This window comes from Streptomyces sp. NPDC043726 (genome assembly GCF_056436565.1).
In genome coordinates this window covers 99,448-117,472 of record NZ_JBWKCI010000016.1, presented here as the reverse complement: position 1 = coordinate 117,472, position 18,025 = coordinate 99,448, and the positions used below count along the sequence as shown (strand labels likewise).

The window sequence follows — 18,025 nt, the reverse complement described above, 5'->3', positions numbered from 1 at the left end:
GATGTCAGGCGTCGGCCGCGCAGCGGAACCCCGCGTGACCGCTGGAGCTGTCCGGGGTGTTGGCGCTGCGGGCGGCGACCCGGTACCGGTTGCAGTAGGAGGCGTGGCACATGTGGGAACCACCGCGGATCACCTTGGCGGTGCCCTCGGCCGGGCCGGTGGGGTCGACGGCCCGCCGATGGTCCGTGGACCACCAGTCCGCGCACCACTCCCACACATTGCCCGCCATGTTGTGGAGCCCGTACCCGTTGGGCTCGAAGGCGTCCACGGGGGCGGTGCCCCGGTAGCCGTCGGCGGCGGTGTTCTTGGTGGGGAAGGTGCCGCGCCAGATGTTGCAGCGGTAGGTGCCGTCGGGGTCGAGGTCGTCGCCCCAGGGGTAGCGCTTCCGCTCCAGGCCGCCACGGGCCGCGTACTCCCACTCGGCCTCCGTCGGCAGCCGCTTGCCCGCCCAGGCCGCGTAGGCGGCGGCGTCGTACCAGGACACATGGACCACCGGGTGGTCACCGCGTCCGGCGAGATCGCTGCCCGGGCCCTCCGGCCGGTCCCAGGCCGCACCCGCGACCGCGCACCACCAGGGCGTCCGCTCGGGCCGCGGGGCGCCCCGGCGCAGGGCGGCGGGCAGGAACCCGGCGAAGACGTACGACCAGTCCAGGCGCTCGGCGTCGGTGAGATGGCCGGTGTCGGCGACGAACGCGGCGAAGGCGTCGTTGGTCACCGCGCGGGTGTCCATGCGGAAGGAGCTCAGCCGCACGGGTCGTACCGGGCCCTCGCCGTCGTCCGGGAACCCCTCGCTGTCCTCCGCCCCCATGAGGAACTCGCCGCCGGGGAGCAGGACCATGCCGTCAGTGGAGAGGGTGCCCGTGGCGACCGGCGCCCGGGAACCCAGGGCGACGGGCTGCCGCCCGGCCGAGCCGGTCCCGGACGAGGGCATGCAGCAGCGGGCGGGCGACTGGGGCTCGGGCATCGGTTCTTCCTCGCGGACGGGTGACGGCTGTGCACCCCTGTCTACGCCATGTCGCTGTACGCCATCTCGCCGTGCGTCACCGCAGCAGCGGGATCTCGATGGCCGGGCAGCGGTCCATGACCATGTCCAGGCCGGCCGCCCGCGTCCGGTCGTAGGCGGCCTCGTCGATCACGTCGAGCTGGAACCAGACCGCCTTGGCGCCCTTGGCGACGGCCTCGTCCGCGACCGGCCCGGCCAGCTCGCTGTTGACGAAGACATCGACGACGTCCACGTCGAAGGGGATGTCCGCGAGGGAGGCGTAGCCCTGCTCGCCGTGCACGGTCTCCGCCTTGGGGTGCACCGGCACCACACGCTTGCCGTAGCGCTGGAGCACCTGGGCGACGCCGTAGGCCGCGCGCCTCTGGTTCGACGACAGACCCACCACGGCCCAGGTGTCGCCGAGCTCGGTGAGGATCTTGCGGATCGTCGCTTCGTCGCCGTACACCAGGGGCCTCCTCGACCTCGTGCCATGCCTTGCCCAGCTCAACGGCCAAGGGCGCCCGGAGATTCCCGGGCCTCGCGTGGTAGCTTGCCGAGGCCAGTCGAACCCATGCTCATGGGTCAGGGAATCCGGTGCGAATCCGGAGCTGACGCGCAGCGGTGAGGGTGACGGGCGGGGCCTCGGCCACTGGACGGTGTGACAGCCGTCTGGGAAGGCGCCCCGACCGGACGACCCCGAGTCCGAAGACCTGCTGGCGGCCCCCGCGGTCGAACGGACGGCGGGGGAGCACCGTACGGACGGGCTCCGCGTTCGAGCCCTCGACGACTGAGGAACCGCACCCGTGCCCATCGCACGTCTCACCCGCCCCGCCGCCCTGCTCACGGCCGCCGGACTGCTCCTGACCGGCTGCGCGGACAACACCCCGGCCGACGACGCCAAAGCCGCCGTCACCCTCGACAACTGCGGCCACGCCGTACGCGTCGCGCACCCGCCCCGGCACGCCGTCTCCCTGAACCAGGGCAGCACCGAGATCCTGCTCTCCCTCGGCCTCGCCGACCGCCTCGCGGGGACGGCGACCTGGACCGACCCGGTGATGAAGGGCCTGGAGAAGGCCAATGCCGACGTCCCGCGCATCGCCGAGAACAACCCCTCCTACGAACGTGTCCTGGCGGCCGAGCCCGACTTCGTCTCCGCCTCCTTCGTCTCCACCCTCGGCAAGGGCGGCGTCGCCGGCCGCGAGCAGTTCGAGAAGCTCGGCGTGCCGACCTACGTCTCCCCGTCCGACTGCGTCGGCAAGGACAACTCCGCGGGCGGCGACGGGGTACGGACCACCCCGCTGGCCATCGAGGACGTCTACGGCGAAGTCCGCGACCTGGCCGCCGTGTTCGGCGTGCAGCGGCGGGGCGAGGAACTGGTCGCCTCGCTGGAGAAGCGGATGGCGAAGGCCACTTCGGGCGTCGACGCCTCCGACGTCACCCTCCTGTACTGGTTCGCCAACGCCGAGTCGCCCTACATGGCGGGTTGTTGCGGTGCCCCCGGCATCATCACCCGCGCCCTCGGGGCGCGGAACGTCTTCGACGACACCCACGACGAATGGCCCCAGATCAACTGGGAGACCGTCGCGGACCGCGATCCCGACGTCCTGGTCATCGGCGATCTGACCCGCAAGTCGCAGACGGCCGAGTCGGCCGCCAAGAAGATCGCCTTCCTGGAGTCCAACCCCGTCACCAGGACCATGGACGCCGTCAAGCACAAGCGGTACGTCCTGCTCAGCGGCCAGGCCATGAACCCGACGATCCGCACGGTGGAGGGCGTGGAGCAGGTCGCCGCAGCGCTGCGCGAGTTCGGGCTCGCCAAGTGAGCCTCCGGCGAACGCTGCTGCTCGGCGGGGCCGGGTTCGTCGTGCTGTGCTGCTCCTTGGCCGTGGCGATCACCATCGGGCCCGCCGACATCCGGGTCGCAGACGTCTGGTCCACGGTTCTGTCCCATCTCGGCCTCGGCAGCTCGCGGTTGACGCCGATCCGCGACGGCATCGTCTGGCAGCTCCGGCTGCCGCGCACCCTCCTCGCGGCGGTGTGCGGCGCCGGGCTCGCCGTGTGCGGGGCGGTGATGCAGTCGTTGCTGCGCAACCCGCTCGCGGATCCCTTCGTGCTCGGCGTGTCCTCCGGCGCCTCGACCGGGGCGGTCGTGGTGGTCGTCCTCGGTGTGGGCGGGGGCGCGGTCCCGGTCTCCGCGGGGGCGTTCGTGGGCGCGCTGGTCTCCTTCGCGCTGGTGCTGCTGCTCAGCCACACCCTGGGCGGCACGACCGACCGGGTCGTCCTGGCGGGGGTCGCGGCCATGCAGCTCTTCTCCGCGCTCACCTCTTTCGTGGTGATGACCTCGGCCGACGCCGAGACCACGCGCGGGGTGCTGTTCTGGCTCCTCGGCTCGCTCGCGGGCGCGGGGTGGACCGACGTCTGGCTGTGCGGGGCCGTCCTCGCCGTGGCGCTCGTGGTCTGTCTGTCGTACGCCCGCACGCTCGACGCCTTCGCCTTCGGACAGGACGCCGCGGCATCCCTGGGGGTGTCGGTCGCCCGCACCCGGCTGGTCCTGCTGTGCGTCACGGCCCTGCTCACGGCCGCTCTGGTCAGCTCGGCGGGGGCCATCGGCTTCGTCGGCCTGGTCCTGCCCCACGCGGCCCGCGCGCTGGCCGGCCCCGGCCACACCCGGCTGCTGCCGCTGACCGCGCTGGTGGGCGCGGTGTTCCTGGTGTGGGTCGACACGCTGGCCCGTACCGTCCTCGATCCCCAGGAGGTGCCCGTGGGTGTCGTGACCTCGCTGATCGGGGTTCCGGCGTTCGTGGCGGTGCTGTATCGGACGGGGAAGGTGCGATGAGCGGGCGCCTTGACCGGACGGAGGGTGCGATGAGCGGGCGTTCGGACCTGACGGACAAGGGGGCGGCTGGCCTTTGCGCGGACCGGGTGAGCCGCCGGGCCGACGGTCGGCTCATCCTGGACGGGGTCACTCTGGCGCCCGCCCCCGGCACCACCGTAGGCCTCCTCGGGCCCAACGGCTCCGGCAAGTCCACGCTGCTGCGGCTGCTGGCCGGAGTGCTCGCGCCCTCGGCCGGTGTCGTCACCCTCGACGGCGATCCGCTCACGGGCCGGCCCCGCCGGGAGATCGCCCGCCGCCTCGCCGTGGTCGAGCAACAGGCGGACACGCAGGTCGAACTGACGGTCCTGGACGTCGTACGACTCGGCCGCCTGCCGCACCGACGGGCCTGGGCGCCCGCCTCCGCGCGGGACGAACGGGCCGTGCGGGCCGCCCTGGACCGCACCGGCCTCACCGGCCACGCCGACCAGTCCTGGCACACCCTCTCCGGCGGGGAACGCCAACGGGTGCAGATCGCCCGCGCGCTCGCCCAGGAACCCCGCGAACTGCTCCTCGACGAGCCCACCAACCACCTCGACATCCACCACCAGCTCGATCTGCTCACCCTCGTCACCGGCCTCCCGCTGACGGCCGTGATCGCCCTGCACGACCTCAATCTCGCCGCGATGTACTGCGACGAGGTCGTCGTCCTGCGGGCGGGGCGCGCGGTGGCGGCAGGGACCCCCGGTGACGTGCTGACCGAGGAGCTGATCGCCGAGGTCTACGGCGTCCGCGCCGCCGTGAGCCGGGAGGGCGCCGACCGCCGTCCGCACGTCCGGTTCCTCGGCACCGTGACCTGACCTGACCTGACCTGACCTGACCTGACCTGCCTGACCCGACCTGCCTGACCCGACCCGACCTGTCCGGAAACCGAGCCGCATGCTGCGCTCCGGCGCGCGCCCGCCTACGCTCGGGGAGTGCTGCGCATCATCGACGCCCGAACGGGCGAGCCCGTCGACGCCGCGCCCGCCCGGCGCGGCCTGACCCGGGTCGAGGCCCATGCGCCCGGTTTCGACACCGGCGCCCTGCGCGTGCTTCTCGTCACCGATCTCCTGGTGCGCGCCCTGGAGCTCGGCGGCACGCCGGTCTGGGCCGTGCTGCACGGCCAGGCAGATCCGGAGCTGCGCGCGAGCGCCGCCGCGCTGGGCATCCGGCCCCTGGAGGACAGCCGGGAGGCCGACCGCGGACTCGGTGAGAAACAGGTCATCCATGTCGTTCCGGAGGACGGGCCCGCCCCGGTCGGCGTCCGCGTCGCCGTTGCACCCGTGCACGCCTCGACTCCGGCCCCGCCGGCCGGAGCCGACCCCGTCGCCCTGCGGCTCGCCCTGCTGACCCCGCGCCGGGACCAGCCGGTCCGGCTGGACACGGCCGCCCTGAACGAGGCCCAGGACACCCTCGTACGCTGGCGGCGGGCGGTCGCCGACTGGGCACGGCACCCCTCACGGCCCATCCCCGACGACGTGCGCACGCAGTTGCGCGGCGCCTGGGAGGACGACCTGGACGTGCCCGGCGTACTGCGGCTGCTGACGCGGGTCGAGACCGCGCCCGACCTGGCGGACGGCGCCCGCTTCGAGACCTACGCCTACGCCGACCGCCTCCTCGGCCTCGACCTCGTCCGCGACCTGGGAGCACCGTCATGACGGCCCCCGCGGGGACGCTCCCCCTCGGTCGGCATGCCGAGTCGGGTGCTGTCGTGATCGCCCGCCTGGGGACGCTCTTCTTCGGGCGGCGTGCCGGGTTGGGTGCTGTCGTGACCGCCCGCGTGGGGACGCTCTTCTTCGGGCGGCGTGCCGGGTCGGGGGTGCTGTCGTGATCGCCCGCGCGGGGACCGGACCGCTGCGGCGGCTGGTCGTGCTGCGGCATGCCAAGTCGGCTTGGCCCGACGGGGTCGCCGACCACCGTCGGCCGCTCGCCCCGCGCGGGCGGCGGGACGCTCCGGCCGCGGGGCGTGCGCTGGCCGAGGCCGACCTGCTGCCCGACCTCGCCCTGTGCTCGACCGCCGTACGCGCCCGGCAGACCTGGGAGCTGGCGTCCGCCGAGTGGGGCACCCCGCCGCCTGTGCGTTATGTGCCGCGGTTGTACGCGGCCGAGGTCCCGGATCTCCTCGACGCCGTGCACGAGACGCCGGCCGAGGTCGAGACACTGCTCCTGGTCGGGCACAACCCGGGCCTTGAGGACCTGGTGGTCGAGCTCGCCGGGGACAGCCTGGACGACGCGCTGGACCAGGTCCGGGTGAAGTTCCCCACCTCCGCCGTCGCCGTCCTGGCCTGGCGCGGCGCCGCCTGGAGCGCCCTGGCCCCCGGCACCGCGCTGCTGACCTGGTTCACCGTGCCCCGGGGCAAGAAGGGCTGACGGTCGGCTGTCATAGGGTGGCCGGATGCAGGACGAGTACCGCACAGTGGCCCGCGCGGGCGTGCACGAGACCGAGGTCAACCGCTCCCGCTTCCTGTGCGCCCTCGCCCCGGCGGCCACCGAGCAGGAGGCCCAGGACTTCATCGCGGCCGTCCGCAAGGAGCACGCCGACGCCACCCACAACTGCTTCGCCTACGTCATCGGCGCCGACGCCGCGATCCAGAAGGCGAGCGACGACGGCGAACCGGGCGGCACCGCGGGCGTCCCGATGCTCCAGATGCTGCTGCGCCGTGACATGCGGTACGTCGTCGCCGTCGTCACCCGCTACTACGGCGGCGTCAAGCTCGGCGCGGGCGGCCTCATCAGGGCGTACGGCGGAGCTGTCGGCGAGGCCCTGGACGGCCTGGGCACGATCACCCGCCGCCGCTTCCGGCTGGCCACCGTGACGGTCGACCACCAGCGTGCCGGGAAGATCCAGAACGATCTGCGCGCCACCGGACGCGAGGTGCGGGACGTCCGCTACGGCGAGGCCGTCACGATCGAGATCGGCCTGCCGGACGCCGACGTGGCCGCCTTCCGCGCCTGGCTGGCCGACATCACGGCCGGGACCGCCGGTTTCGAACTGGGCGGCGAGGCGTACGGCGACGCGTGAACTCCCGGCACATATGAACTTTCGGCCGAAAAGGGCATAACGCCCAATCCGTGGTGGGGTCATGACGGGCCGATACGGGAGTAACCGCCCGTGATGTCAGACCCGGCCGTTACTCTTCGGGGATCATGAGGCTCCTGCACACTTCCGACTGGCACCTGGGCCGGGCGTTCCACCGCGTGAACATGCTCGGCGCCCAGGCCGAGTTCATCGGCCACCTCGTCACCACCGTGCGCGAACACGCGGTGGACGCGGTGGTCGTGTCGGGAGACGTGTACGACCGCGCGGTGCCTCCGCTCGCCGCCGTCGAGCTCTTCGACGACGCCCTGCACCGCCTCGCCGACCTCGGGGTGCCCACCGTGATGATCTCCGGGAACCACGACTCGGCTCGTCGGCTCGGCGTCGGGGCGGGGCTCATCGACCGCGCCGGGATCCATCTGCGGACCGAGCCTTCGGCGTGCGGGACGCCCGTGGTGCTGGGCGACGCGCACGGCGACGTGGCCTTCTACGGTCTGCCGTATCTCGAACCGGCCCTGGTGAAGGACGAGTTCGGGGTGGACAAGCCCGGGCACGAGGCGGTGCTTGCCGCGGCCATGGAGCGGGTCCGCGCGGATCTCGCCGCGCGCGCGCGGGGGACCCGTTCCGTCGTCCTGGCCCACGCCTTCGTCACCGGCGGCGAGGCCAGCGACAGCGAGCGGGACATCACCGTCGGCGGGGTCGCCGCGGTGCCGTCCGGGGTCTTCGCCGGCGTCGACTACGCGGCCCTCGGGCATCTGCACGGCTGCCAGACCATCACCGAGCGCGTGCGCTACTCCGGCTCCCCGCTGGCGTACTCCTTCTCGGAGGCCGACCACAGGAAGAGCATGTGGCTGGTCGACCTGGACGCCGAGGGCGCCGTGACCGCCGAGCGGATCGACTGCCCCGCGCCGCGCGCGCTGGCCCGGATCCGGGGCGCCCTGGAGGACCTTCTCGCCGACCCCGACCTGACCCGGCACGAGGACGCCTGGGTCGAGGCGACGCTCACCGACTCGGTTCGCCCGTCCGATCCCATGGCCCGTCTCGCCGAGCGCTTCCCGCACACGCTGAGCCTCGTCTTCGACCCCGACCGGGCCCCGGACGACCCGGACGTGTCGTACGCACGGCGGCTGGCCGGGCGCAGCGACCAGCAGATCGCCGAGGACTTCGTCGCCCATGTGCGCGGCGCCGGTCCGGACGAGGACGAGCGGGGCGTGCTCCGGGACGCCTTCGACGCGGTCCGCGCGGACGCCGTGGTGCGGGAGGTGGCGCGATGAGGCTCCACCGGCTCGAACTCACCGCCTTCGGGCCCTTCGGTGACTCCCAGAGCGTCGACTTCGACGACCTGTCGGCGGCCGGGCTGTTCCTGCTGCACGGACCGACGGGCGCCGGAAAGACATCGGTCCTGGACGCCGTGTGCTACGCCCTCTACGGCGCGGTGCCCGGCGCTCGCCAGAACGGCCAGGGGCTGACCCTGCGCAGCGACCACGCGGCGGCGGGCACGCGCACGTCCGTCACCCTCGAACTGACCGTCGCCGGACGCCGGTTGGAGATCACCCGGCAGCCGCCGTGGGAGCGCCCCAAGAAGCGCGGCACGGGCACGACCCTGGACAAGGCGCAGACCTGGCTGCGCGAGTACGACGCCACGACCGGCGCCTGGAAGGACCTCAGCCGCTCCCACCAGGAAGTCGGCGAGGAGGTCACGCAACTGCTCGGCATGAGCCGGGAGCAGTTCTGCCAGGTCGTCCTGTTGCCCCAGGGCGACTTCGCGCGCTTCCTGCGGGCGGACGCCGAGGCGCGGGGCCGGCTGCTGGGCCGGCTCTTCGACACGCACCGCTTCGCCGAGGTGGAGAAGCGCCTGGCCGAACGGCGCCGGGCCGCCGAGGCCGAGGTGCGCGAGGGCGACGCCGCGCTGCTGGCCGACGCGCACCGCATGCAACAGGCGGCGGGCGGAGCCATGGAACTGCCCGAGCTGACACCGGGGGAACCCGGACTCGCCGAGGCAGTGCTGAGCGCCGCCGCCGTGGCCCGCAGCACAGCGCGCGAGGAACTGGCCGTCGCCCACTGCGGCCTCGCCGCCGCCGAGTCCGCCCAGGCCGCGGCGGAGCGCGCCCTGGCCGACGTACGCGAGACCGCGCGGTTGCAGCGCCGGTTCGCCGAGGCGGGGGAGCGGGCGCGGCTCCTTCAGGAGCGGGCCGACGGGCACCGGGAGGCGCAGGCGCGCATGGAGCGGGCCCGCAAGGCCGAGGCGGTGGCCCCGGCGCTGGAGCTGCGGGACGCGGCCGAGGCGGAACACCGGCGGGCGGCTGCCGCACGGACCCGCGCGGGCGCGCTGCTGCCGGACACCTTCGCCGACGCCGGTGCCGCCGGGCTCGCGGCCGCCGCGCGCCGGGCCGCCGAGGAATTGGGCGGCCTGGAGTCGGCCCGCCGGGCCGAGCAGCGGCTGGCCGAACTGGTCGAGGAGCGTGCCGGCCTCGACCGGCAGGAGCGCGCCGACGACGACGTCCTCCAGGAGGCCGAGGCCTGGCTCGCGGGCTGGGAGGCGACCCGCGCGGGGCTGCAAAGCCGTATCGACACCGCCCAGGAGGCCGCCACCCGCGCCGAACAGCTCGGCGTCCAGCGGGAACCCGCCGCCGGACGGCTCAACGCGGCCCGGTTGCGGGATCAGTTGGCCGGGGACACCGACACCGCCGCCGACCGGGTCCGTCGTGCCCAGGAGGAGACGCTGACGGCCAAGGCGCACTGGCTGGAGGTCAAGGAGCGCCGCCTGAACGGCATCGCGGCCGAACTCGCGGCCCAGCTCACCGAGGGCGAGCCCTGTGCCGTCTGCGGCGCCACCGAACACCCCGCGCCCGCCCGCAAGGACGCCGGACACGTCGACCGGGAGGCCGAGGAGCAGGCACTCGCCGATTTCCAGGCCGCGGAGGAACGCCAGGCCGAGCGGGAGCGGCACCTCGGCACCGCCCGGGAGGCGCTGGCCGCCGCCACCGCGGAGGCCGGGGACACGCCCACCGAACAACTCGCGGACCAGCTAGCGGAGTTGGAGCGGCTCTTCGCCGAGGCCCGCCGCACCGCCTCCGCGCTCCACCCCGCGCACGAGGAGCTGCGCCGCGCCGAGCAGGAGCACGAGCGGCGCGTCACCGCCCGCCAGCAGGCGGAGGTCAGGACCGCCGCACGGGTGGGCCACCGGGACCGCCTGGACCAGGAACGGACGGCCCTGGAAGCGGAGTTGGCCGAGGCGCGCGGCTCCATGGACAGCGTGGCCGCCCGGGCCGCCCAACTGGAGCGCCGGGTCGCGCTGCTCACGGACGCCGCCGACAGCGCCCGGGCCGCGGAGGAGAGCGCGCGGCGGCTCAAGGACGCCGACGCGCGCCTCGCCGACGCCGCGTTCCGCGCCGGGTTCGAGACACCGCAGGCCGCCGCCGACGCCCTGCTGGACGACACCGCCCATCGCGAACTCCAACGTCGCCTGGACGCCTGGCAGTCCGAGGAGGCCGCGGTACGAGCGGTCCTCGCCGAGACCGACACCGCGGCCGCCGCCCAGCGCCCGCCCGCCGACCCGCACGCTGCGGAACAGGCCGCCGCCGAGGCGGGCCGACGACTGCGCGAGGCCGCCTCCGCGTGCGACGCGGCCGCCCGCCGCTGCACCGAACTGGACCGCCTCTCCGTCCGCTCGGCGGCGGGGGTACGGCGGCTCGCGCCCCTGCGCGCGCGGTACGACCGGGTGGCCCGGATGGCCGCGCTGACCGCGGGAACCTCGGCGGACAACGAACACAGGATGCGGTTGGAGTCGTACGTCCTCGCCGCCCGCCTCGAACAGGTCGCCGCCGCCGCGACCGTACGGCTGCGGCGCATGTCGTCGGGGCGCTACACCCTCGTCCACTCCGACGACCGCGCGGGGCGCGGGCGGAGCGGTCTGGGGCTGCATGTCGTGGACGCCTGGACCGGGCGCGAGCGGGACACGGCGACCCTGTCCGGCGGCGAGACCTTCTTCGCCTCGCTCGCCCTGGCCCTCGGCCTCGCGGACGTCGTCACCGACGAGGCGGGCGGGGTCCGGCTGGACACCCTCTTCATCGACGAGGGCTTCGGCAGCCTCGACGACCAGACCCTCGACGAGGTCCTAGACGTCCTCGACTCCCTCCGGGAACGCGACCGCAGCGTCGGCATCGTCAGCCATGTCGCCGATCTGCGCCGGCGCGTCCACGCTCAGCTGGAGGTCGTGAAGGGACGCACGGGGTCGACGTTGCGGCAGCGGGGGATCGGCTGAGGCTCACCGCCCCAGGGGGCGGCGCGGCAGCGGCGAGGAGTAGACGACCGAGGTGGTCACCGAGCCCAGCGCGCCGATCTTGCCCGAGACCTCCTCGAGGTGGCGCATCGAGCGCGCGGCGACCTTGATCACGAAGCAGTCGTCGCCCGTGACATGGTGCGCCTCCAGGATCTCCGGGGTCGCGGCGACCAGGTCGTGGAACGGCTTGTAGTTGCCGTTCGGGTAGCGCAGCCGGACGAACGCCAGGATCGGCATCCCCAGCCGCTCCGGGGCCACGACGGCGGAGTACCCCTGGATGACGCCCGCCTCCTCCAGCCTGCGCACCCGCTCGGTGACCGCGCTCGCGGACATCGACACGGCCCGTGCCAGCTCGGCGAAACTGGCCCGGCCCTCGCGCTGGAGGACATCGAGGATGCGCCAGTCGGTGGCGTCCGGCGAATACGTGGTCATGAGCCGAGCTAACAGGGGATTCAACGGCTGATCAAGAGGAGTGCCGGGGATCACCCCTTCAAGGAGTTGATCTTCAAGACGTAGATTTCCGGTCATAGGGAACCGCCACAGAGAGGCCAGACCATGAGCAGCGTCACCACCGCCGTCAACCCCGTCCTGCGCGTGGCCCCCGCCGCCCCGGCCGCGGCCGCCGCCTACTTCCGCGCCAGCCTGGCCTTCCACGCCGATGTGTCCGACGTGGCCGCCGCGCTCGCCGCCGACGGCGACCCCGGGTTCGTCGTCGTGGACTCCCGGTCCACCGCCTCCTGGGACCAGGGGCACATCCCCGGCGCGATCCACCTGCCGACCGCGCTCATCCCCGAGCAGGCCGAGCAGCTCCTCGACAAGTCCGTGCCCGTCGTCACCTACTGCTGGGGCCCCGGCTGCAACGGCGCCACCCGCGCGGCCCTCGCCCTCGCCGAACTCGGCTACCAGGTCAAGGAGATGCTCGGCGGCTTCGAGTACTGGGCCCGCGAGGGCTTCGCGTACGAGACCTGGGAGGGCCCCGCCGGCCGTACCGCCGACCCGCTGACGGCACCGGTGGACAGCGAGGACTGCGGCTGCTGAGGCTCACGCCGGACCCTTCGGAAAAGGTTGCCGGAGACACCGATCTTGTGCTCCGGCTGTGCGTGTAGGTTTCCGCACCATGGTGCGAGACACGGTGCGGTGGGTGGAGTCGGGCGGCGGGCCCCTGATAGCGGTGCCGGAGACGGTGCTGCCGTTCTGGGCGGGCGCCGACGGCGACGAGACCGCCTCCGACTACGACCGGGCCTGCGAGATCGACGGCCCCGTCGGCCTGCTGCCCGTGGGCGACAGCGCGGCCCTGGTCCTGGGGGACGAGCCCGCGTCCACCGCCTATCTGCCGGACCACGGCGCCTTCGTCCGCTGGTCCGCCGCCGACTCCGAGGCCGAGCTGCTCGCGGGCGTGCCGTCGGCCCTCGCCACCGCCGAGTGGGGCGCGGAGATGCGCTGGAAGGTACCGGGACCCGTGGTCCTGTTCGACTCCGCCTGGCCCGGCAGCGAGACCGAACGCGCCGCCCCGCTGAGGGTTCCCCTGACCGCGGGCCCGTACGGGGTACGCGCGGCCTGGGTACAGCCCGGCCCCGAGACCTGGCTCGGACTGATCCGGCTCCGGCGGCTGGCGGAGTAGCACCGGGCGGTGCGCCGGCGGTCCGGTCCGCCCTGGCCGACCGGGCAGGCCCCTCTCCCATCAGCGCGGCCTCATCGCCGATCGGCCTCTTCGGCGACAGGCTTCTTCGGCGACAGGCTTCTTCGGCGACAGGCCTCGCCTCATCGCCCGGTCGGGGATGAGGCGAGGCCGTGTGCGTCACCGGTCGGGTCTTCGGCCCGTTGGGCGGGTTGCGGCGGTGAGCCGGGTCAGAGCTGTGCCAGCTCCTCCACCAGGTCGTCCAGACCCAGCGAGCCCTGGGACAGGGCCGCCATGTGCCAGGCCTTGAGGTCGAAGGCGTCGCCCTGGCGCTCACGGGCCTTGTCCCGGCCCAGCAGCCAGGCCCGTTCGCCCAGCTTGTAGCCGATCGCCTGGCCCGGGATCGTCAGATAGCGGGTCAGCTCGCTCTCGACGAAGTCCGCCGGGCGGCTGCTGTGCGCCCCGAAGAACTCCTCGGCCAGCTCCGGCGTCCAGCGCTCACCCGGGTGGAAGGGCGAGTCCGCCGGGATCTCCAGCTCCAGGTGCATGCCGATGTCGACGATGACCCGCGCCGCGCGCATCATCTGCGCGTCGAGGTAGCCGAGCCGCTCCTCCGGGTCCGTGAGGAAGCCCAGTTCGTCCATCAGCCGCTCCGCGTACAGCGCCCAGCCCTCGCAGTTGGCGCTGACCTGGCCGATGGTGGCCTGGTAGCGGGAGAGGCTGTCCTTGACGTGCATCCACTGCGCGAGCTGGAGGTGATGGCCCGGCACGCCCTCGTGGTACCAGGTGGAGACCAGGTCGTACACCGGGAAGCGGGTCAGCCCCATCGTCGGCAGCCAGGTGCGGCCGGGCCGGGAGAAGTCCTCGCTCGGACCGGTGTAGTACGGGGCCGCAGCGCTGCCGGGCGGCGCGATGTGCGACTCCACCTTCCGTACCCGCTCGGCGAGTTCGAAGTGCGTGCCGTCGAGCGCGTCGATGGCCTGGTCCATCAGGCCCTGGAGCCAGGCCTGCACTTCCTCGACGCCCTCGATGGCCCGGCCGTGCTCGTCGAGGTGCGCGAGCGCCACCCACGGCGTCTCGGCGCCGGGCAGGATCTTCTCGGCCTCCTGCTTCATCTCGCCGAGGATGCGGTGAAACTCGGACCAGCCGTACGCGTAAGCCTCGTCCAGGTCCAGATCCGTGCCGTTGTAGTAGCGCGACCAACGCGCGTAGCGCTCGCGGCCCACGGTGTTCGGGGCGCCGTCGACGGCGGGCGCGTACACGTCCCGCATCCAGTCCCGCAGCTCCACCACCGCGGCGGTCGCCACCCGGGCCGCCTCGTCCAGCTCGGCACGCTGCGACTCGGGACCCGCCGCCGCGAAGTCCTCGAAATAGCTCCGGCCCGCACCGGTGTCGGCCCACTCGCCGAGCTGTTCCAGGAAGGTGGCGGTCGGGCGCGGTCCCGCGTACAGCTTGCGTTCCAGGCCGAGCGTGAGGGACTCGCGGTAGCCGCCGAGCGCGGCCGGCACCGCGCGCAGCCGCTCGGCGATGGCCTTCCAGTCCTCCTCGGTCTCGGCGGGGGTGATCGAGAAGATCTCGCGCACGGACTGGGCCGGGGTGCCCAGATTGCCGACCATGCGCAGGCCCTCGTCGGACTCGTGCACGGCGAGTTCGGCGGTCAGCCGCTCGCGGAGCAGGCGCGCGCACCGGCGCTCGAGTTCGCTGTCCGCGCCGGGCTGCCGTTCCGCCTCGTCGAGCCGCGCGAGGGTCACCCGCGCCAGCTCCGCGAGTGCTTCCTGGCCCGCGGGAGAGAGATCGGGGAGTCTGCTCGAACTCGCCTTGTGGCCGAGGTAGGTACCCGTGACGGGATCGAGGGCGATGAGGTCGTCGACATAGGCGTCGGCGACCTCCCGGGGCAGCGGGCTCTTCGTCTCTGACATGCGGACCATCCTCGTACGACGGCCCGCCGCCCGTCAGCCGGTTTGAGCTGAGGGCGAAGGCGGCAGCAGCGGTCCGCACTCCCACTGCTGGAAGATCAACCGGGTCTCCACCCGTGCCACTTCCCGATGCGCCGTGAACTCGTCCAGAACCAGCCGCTGCAGATCGGCCATGTCCGCCACCGCGACATGGACCAGATAGTCGTCCGGACCGGTGAGATGGAAGACGGTCCGTGACTCCGGCAGCGCCCGGATCCGCTCGACGAACGGCCCCACCAACTCCCGCCGATGCGGCCTGACCTGCACCGACAGCAACGCCTGCAGGCCACGCCCCAGCTTCGAGGCGTCCAGCCGCAGCTGATGCCCGAGGATCACCCCGGCCCGCCGCAGCCGGGTCACCCGGTCCAGGCAGGTCGACGGTGCCACCCCGACCTGCGCGGCGAGATCCCGGTACGTCGTCCGGGCGTCGTTCTGCAACAGCCGCAGCAGGTGAAGGTCCACCGGATCCAGTACGACAGATTCGGCCACTGGCCGAACGTAGCACGGTGTTCGATTCCTGTGACCCGGTCGGCGTTCACTCTTCCGCTCATGGAGACCCCTGTGCGAACGAGAGCCCTGGCCACCGAGGCCGTGCACGCAGGCCGCGACGATCTCGCGAGTCTGGGCCTGCACGCCCCGCCGATCGACCTGTCCACGACCTACCCCTCCTACGACAGCCGCGGCGAGGCCGCCCGGATCGACGCGTTCGCCGAGACCGGCGCCGAGCCGTCCCTGGACGGGCCGCCCGTCTACGGACGGCTCGGCAACCCCACCGTCGCCCGCTTCGAGACCGCACTGGCCCGGCTCGAGGGCACCGAGTCGGCGGTGGCCTTCGCCAGCGGTATGGCCGCGCTGAGCGCGGTCCTTCTCGTACGGGCCTCGATGGGCCTGCGCCACGTCGTCGCCGTACGCCCCCTCTACGGCTGCAGCGACCACCTGCTGACCGCCGGACTGCTCGGCTCCGAGGTCACCTGGACCGACCCGGCAGGCATCGCGGAGGCGATACGCCCCGACACGGGCCTGGTGATGGTGGAGTCCCCGGCCAACCCGACGCTCGCCGAGGTCGACCTGCGCGCGGTGGCCCACGCCTGCGGATCGGTCCCGCTGCTCGCGGACAACACCTTCGCCACGCCCGTCCTCCAGCGCCCGGCCGAACAGGGGGCACGCCTCGTGCTGCACAGCGCGACCAAGTATCTCGGCGGGCACGGTGACGTGATGGCGGGCGTCGTGGCCTGCGACGAGGAACTCGCCGGACGGCTCCGGCAGATACGGTTCGCGACAGGGGGCGTCCTGCACCCCCTGGCCGGCTACCTCCTGCTGCGCGGCCTGTCGACGCTGCCGGTCCGGGTCCGCGCCGCCTCGGCGACCGCCGCCGAGCTGGCGCGGAGGCTGGCCGCCGACCCGCGCGTGGCCCGGGTCCACTATCCGCGCATCGGCGGCGCGATGGTCGCCTTCGAGGTCCACGGCGACCCGCACGACGTCATCGCCGCCGTCCGTCTGATCACCCCGGCCGTCAGCCTCGGCAGCGTCGACACCCTCATCCAGCACCCGGCGTCCATCAGTCACCGCATCGTCGACGCGGGTGACCGACGGAACGCCGGGGTGAGCGACCGGCTGTTGAGGATGTCGGTGGGCCTGGAGGACACGGAGGACCTTTGGGCGGATCTGGACAACGCTCTGCGAGATGTCCGACCCGGGGGCGCGGGGAACCGCGCGACCAGCAACGATGAACCCGCGGCCGTCCTGCAGCCCTAGCTCCTGCGGCGCATCGCCTCTCCCAGGGCCACCTGCGCCTGTGAAGCGAGCCTGGCCGTGATGACGAGCGTGCCTTCCTCGATCTGGTAGTCAAGGGGAAGGCCCAGCCCTCGCATCGCGGCCACCATGCCGGTGTTGGAGGACTGCGTCACCGCGTACACGCTCTCGCACCCGGCCTCGGCGGCCATGGCGACGAGCCGGTCGAGCAGCTCGGCTCCGATACCCCTGCGCTGCCACGCGTCCTCGACGATCAGCGCCACCTCGGTCTCGTCCCCGTCCCACAGCAGATGGCCGAGGCCGACGATCCGCCCCGACGCGGTCTGCACGGCGAGCGTCCGCCCAAAGCGAGGACTGAGCAGATGGTTCAGGTAACGGTCGGCGTCGCCGACCGGCCCGTGGTACCGCATGCCCAGCGTCCGCGCCGAGCACCGCTCGTGCATGGCCTTCGCGGCCTCGACATCACCGGTGTCGGCCCGCCGTACGGTGATGTCGCTGCCCTCCGGCAGCGTCAGCACGTCCCGGCCGCGCGGCACGCGCGGACCGAGCCGGGCGTCCAGTTCCACCAGGGCGCGGGCCCGCGCGAACTCGGTCGGGGTGAACGGCAGATACGGCCGCTCCACGGTGATCACTCCGCCTTCCGGTGCCCGCAGCCGCATCACGGTCTCCTCCAGGACGCCCTCCACGGGCACTCCCTCCGGCGCCCGTCCGGCGACCGGCGCGCCGGGCAGCTGGCGGATGGTGCACCGGCCCAGCAACTGCCGCAGCGCCAGTGGCAGTTCCGCCGCGTCCAGAGCGGTGCGGGTGGCCAGGCCAAGCACCCTGGTCGGCGCGTCCACCAGGTCATGGGCGTCGGCGCGCTCGATCCAGGTGCCGGTGCCGCCCGCCACGGAGACGGCCCGGGTGATCTCGGCGACGGCGAGGTCCCCCGGGGCGCGCAGCAGGAACTCGTCCACCGTGCCGTCGCCCAGCGGATGCGTCTGGAGGCTGAGGATGTCCACCCGCCGCTCGGCCAGCGCCGTGCAGAGCGCGGCCAGCGATCCCGGTTCGTCCTTCACGGTCGTCCGCATCCGCCACAGCGTGCTTTCGCCGGGTGTGTTCCCGGTCGGCCGTGCCGCCGCCTCCGACTGCCCGGCCTGCCGCTCCTCCGCGGACGACCGGGCGCCGGTATCGCTTGTCGGCGGCGCATGACCGTGGCGGCGTGACCACCATGTGTGGAACACGGCCGTGGCGATCAGCACGACCGCAGACACCAGCAGCAGCTCCGGTCCGTCCGGCCCATGGCCGACCAGGTTGGCCACCGCGTCCGCCACGGCCACCGCCGTGAACAGCGCGGCGAGTTCGATGACGTCCCGCCGCCAGTGGTGGACGGGACGCCCGTGCTTCGCACGCGTCACATCAGACATGTCTCGACTCATGCAGCCACTGTGAAGGAACGGTGTTGCGTGATCACGAACGCATTGTGACCGGGCGGTAAAGATCGCTTCTGCACCTTTTGTCGTTTCTTTTACGGTTGTGTTGCTGGCGCCGCACGCCGGAGTCTCC

18 protein-coding genes and 1 riboswitch are annotated in these 18,025 nt (G+C 73.2%); of the genes, 12 read left to right on the top strand and 6 right to left on the bottom strand.

Annotated elements, in window-relative coordinates:
• Positions 1-4 precede the first annotated feature (4 nt).
• Together AC068Z_RS36205 and AC068Z_RS36200 are read right to left on the bottom strand one after the other, a co-directional pair.
• Complete coding sequence (locus AC068Z_RS36205; RefSeq protein WP_478565781.1) at positions 5-964, bottom strand: formylglycine-generating enzyme family protein; 960 nt, start codon at positions 962-964, stop codon at positions 5-7.
• Between the two features lie 76 nt (positions 965-1,040).
• Entirely contained in the window at positions 1,041-1,448 is a 408-nt protein-coding gene (locus AC068Z_RS36200; protein WP_478565778.1) for a CoA-binding protein, read from the bottom strand.
• A gap of 92 nt (positions 1,449-1,540) precedes the next feature.
• Positions 1,541-1,700, top strand: a riboswitch (cobalamin riboswitch).
• Between the two features lie 85 nt (positions 1,701-1,785).
• On the opposite strand from AC068Z_RS36200, the gene AC068Z_RS36195 reads away from it, so the two are divergent.
• The 9 genes from AC068Z_RS36195 (at position 1,786) to AC068Z_RS36155 (ending at position 11,137) form a co-directional block, all read left to right on the top strand.
• On the top strand, positions 1,786-2,805 hold the full coding sequence (locus AC068Z_RS36195; protein WP_478565775.1) for an ABC transporter substrate-binding protein: 1,020 nt from the start codon (positions 1,786-1,788) through the stop codon (positions 2,803-2,805).
• Entirely contained in the window at positions 2,802-3,818 is a 1,017-nt protein-coding gene (locus tag AC068Z_RS36190) for a FecCD family ABC transporter permease (RefSeq protein WP_478565772.1), read from the top strand. Before AC068Z_RS36195 ends, AC068Z_RS36190 begins: the two co-directional genes overlap by 4 nt.
• A gap of 29 nt (positions 3,819-3,847) precedes the next feature.
• On the top strand, positions 3,848-4,654 hold the full coding sequence (locus AC068Z_RS36185; protein WP_478565770.1) for an ABC transporter ATP-binding protein: 807 nt from the start codon (positions 3,848-3,850) through the stop codon (positions 4,652-4,654).
• A gap of 117 nt (positions 4,655-4,771) precedes the next feature.
• Positions 4,772-5,494: a hypothetical protein gene (locus tag AC068Z_RS36180; protein WP_478565767.1), complete on the top strand. Its 723-nt coding sequence runs from the start codon at positions 4,772-4,774 to the stop codon at positions 5,492-5,494.
• Complete coding sequence (locus AC068Z_RS36175; protein ID WP_478565765.1) at positions 5,491-5,667, top strand: hypothetical protein; 177 nt, start codon at positions 5,491-5,493, stop codon at positions 5,665-5,667. Before AC068Z_RS36180 ends, AC068Z_RS36175 begins: the two co-directional genes overlap by 4 nt.
• On the top strand, positions 5,664-6,206 hold the full coding sequence (locus AC068Z_RS36170) for a SixA phosphatase family protein (RefSeq protein WP_478565762.1): 543 nt from the start codon (positions 5,664-5,666) through the stop codon (positions 6,204-6,206). Before AC068Z_RS36175 ends, AC068Z_RS36170 begins: the two co-directional genes overlap by 4 nt.
• Positions 6,207-6,231: 25 nt before the next feature.
• Positions 6,232-6,858 carry a YigZ family protein gene (locus AC068Z_RS36165; protein WP_478565759.1) on the top strand — a complete coding sequence of 209 codons (627 nt, stop codon included), beginning with the start codon at positions 6,232-6,234 and terminating at the stop codon, positions 6,856-6,858.
• A gap of 125 nt (positions 6,859-6,983) precedes the next feature.
• On the top strand, positions 6,984-8,147 hold the full coding sequence (locus tag AC068Z_RS36160; RefSeq protein ID WP_478565756.1) for an exonuclease SbcCD subunit D: 1,164 nt from the start codon (positions 6,984-6,986) through the stop codon (positions 8,145-8,147).
• The gene (locus AC068Z_RS36155) at positions 8,144-11,137 is read left to right on the top strand and encodes an AAA family ATPase (RefSeq protein WP_478565753.1); all 2,994 of its coding nucleotides are present in this window, start codon (positions 8,144-8,146) and stop codon (positions 11,135-11,137) included. Before AC068Z_RS36160 ends, AC068Z_RS36155 begins: the two co-directional genes overlap by 4 nt.
• Before the next feature lie 3 nt (positions 11,138-11,140).
• On the opposite strand, the gene AC068Z_RS36150 is transcribed toward AC068Z_RS36155, so the two are convergent.
• Positions 11,141-11,587, bottom strand: a complete 447-nt coding sequence (locus AC068Z_RS36150) for an Lrp/AsnC family transcriptional regulator (protein WP_478565751.1) — start codon at positions 11,585-11,587, stop codon at positions 11,141-11,143.
• Between the two features lie 123 nt (positions 11,588-11,710).
• Here AC068Z_RS36150 and AC068Z_RS36145 point away from each other — a divergent pair, with 123 nt between their 5' ends.
• Both AC068Z_RS36145 and AC068Z_RS36140 read left to right on the top strand, forming a co-directional pair.
• Positions 11,711-12,193 carry a rhodanese-like domain-containing protein gene (locus tag AC068Z_RS36145; protein ID WP_478565749.1) on the top strand — a complete coding sequence of 161 codons (483 nt, stop codon included), beginning with the start codon at positions 11,711-11,713 and terminating at the stop codon, positions 12,191-12,193.
• Positions 12,194-12,272: 79 nt separating this feature from the next.
• On the top strand, positions 12,273-12,776 hold the full coding sequence (locus tag AC068Z_RS36140) for an immunity 21 family protein (protein ID WP_478565747.1): 504 nt from the start codon (positions 12,273-12,275) through the stop codon (positions 12,774-12,776).
• Positions 12,777-13,003: 227 nt separating this feature from the next.
• Here the strand turns inward: AC068Z_RS36140 and AC068Z_RS36135 are convergent, their stop codons facing one another.
• The gene (locus AC068Z_RS36135; RefSeq protein WP_478565744.1) at positions 13,004-14,692 is read right to left on the bottom strand and encodes a DUF885 domain-containing protein; all 1,689 of its coding nucleotides are present in this window, start codon (positions 14,690-14,692) and stop codon (positions 13,004-13,006) included.
• Positions 14,693-14,725: 33 nt separating this feature from the next.
• Positions 14,726-15,217 (bottom strand): Lrp/AsnC family transcriptional regulator, encoded by a 492-nt coding sequence (locus tag AC068Z_RS36130; protein ID WP_478565741.1) that lies wholly within the window; start codon positions 15,215-15,217, stop codon positions 14,726-14,728.
• Positions 15,218-15,277: 60 nt separating this feature from the next.
• On the opposite strand from AC068Z_RS36130, the gene AC068Z_RS36125 reads away from it, so the two are divergent.
• Complete coding sequence (locus tag AC068Z_RS36125) at positions 15,278-16,483, top strand: trans-sulfuration enzyme family protein (RefSeq protein ID WP_478565738.1); 1,206 nt, start codon at positions 15,278-15,280, stop codon at positions 16,481-16,483.
• On the opposite strand, the gene AC068Z_RS36120 is transcribed toward AC068Z_RS36125, so the two are convergent.
• Positions 16,480-17,886: a GNAT family N-acetyltransferase gene (locus AC068Z_RS36120; protein WP_478565735.1), complete on the bottom strand. Its 1,407-nt coding sequence runs from the start codon at positions 17,884-17,886 to the stop codon at positions 16,480-16,482. The two genes, AC068Z_RS36125 and AC068Z_RS36120, sit on opposite strands and share 4 nt — an antisense overlap.
• Between the last annotated feature and the right edge of the window lie 139 nt (positions 17,887-18,025).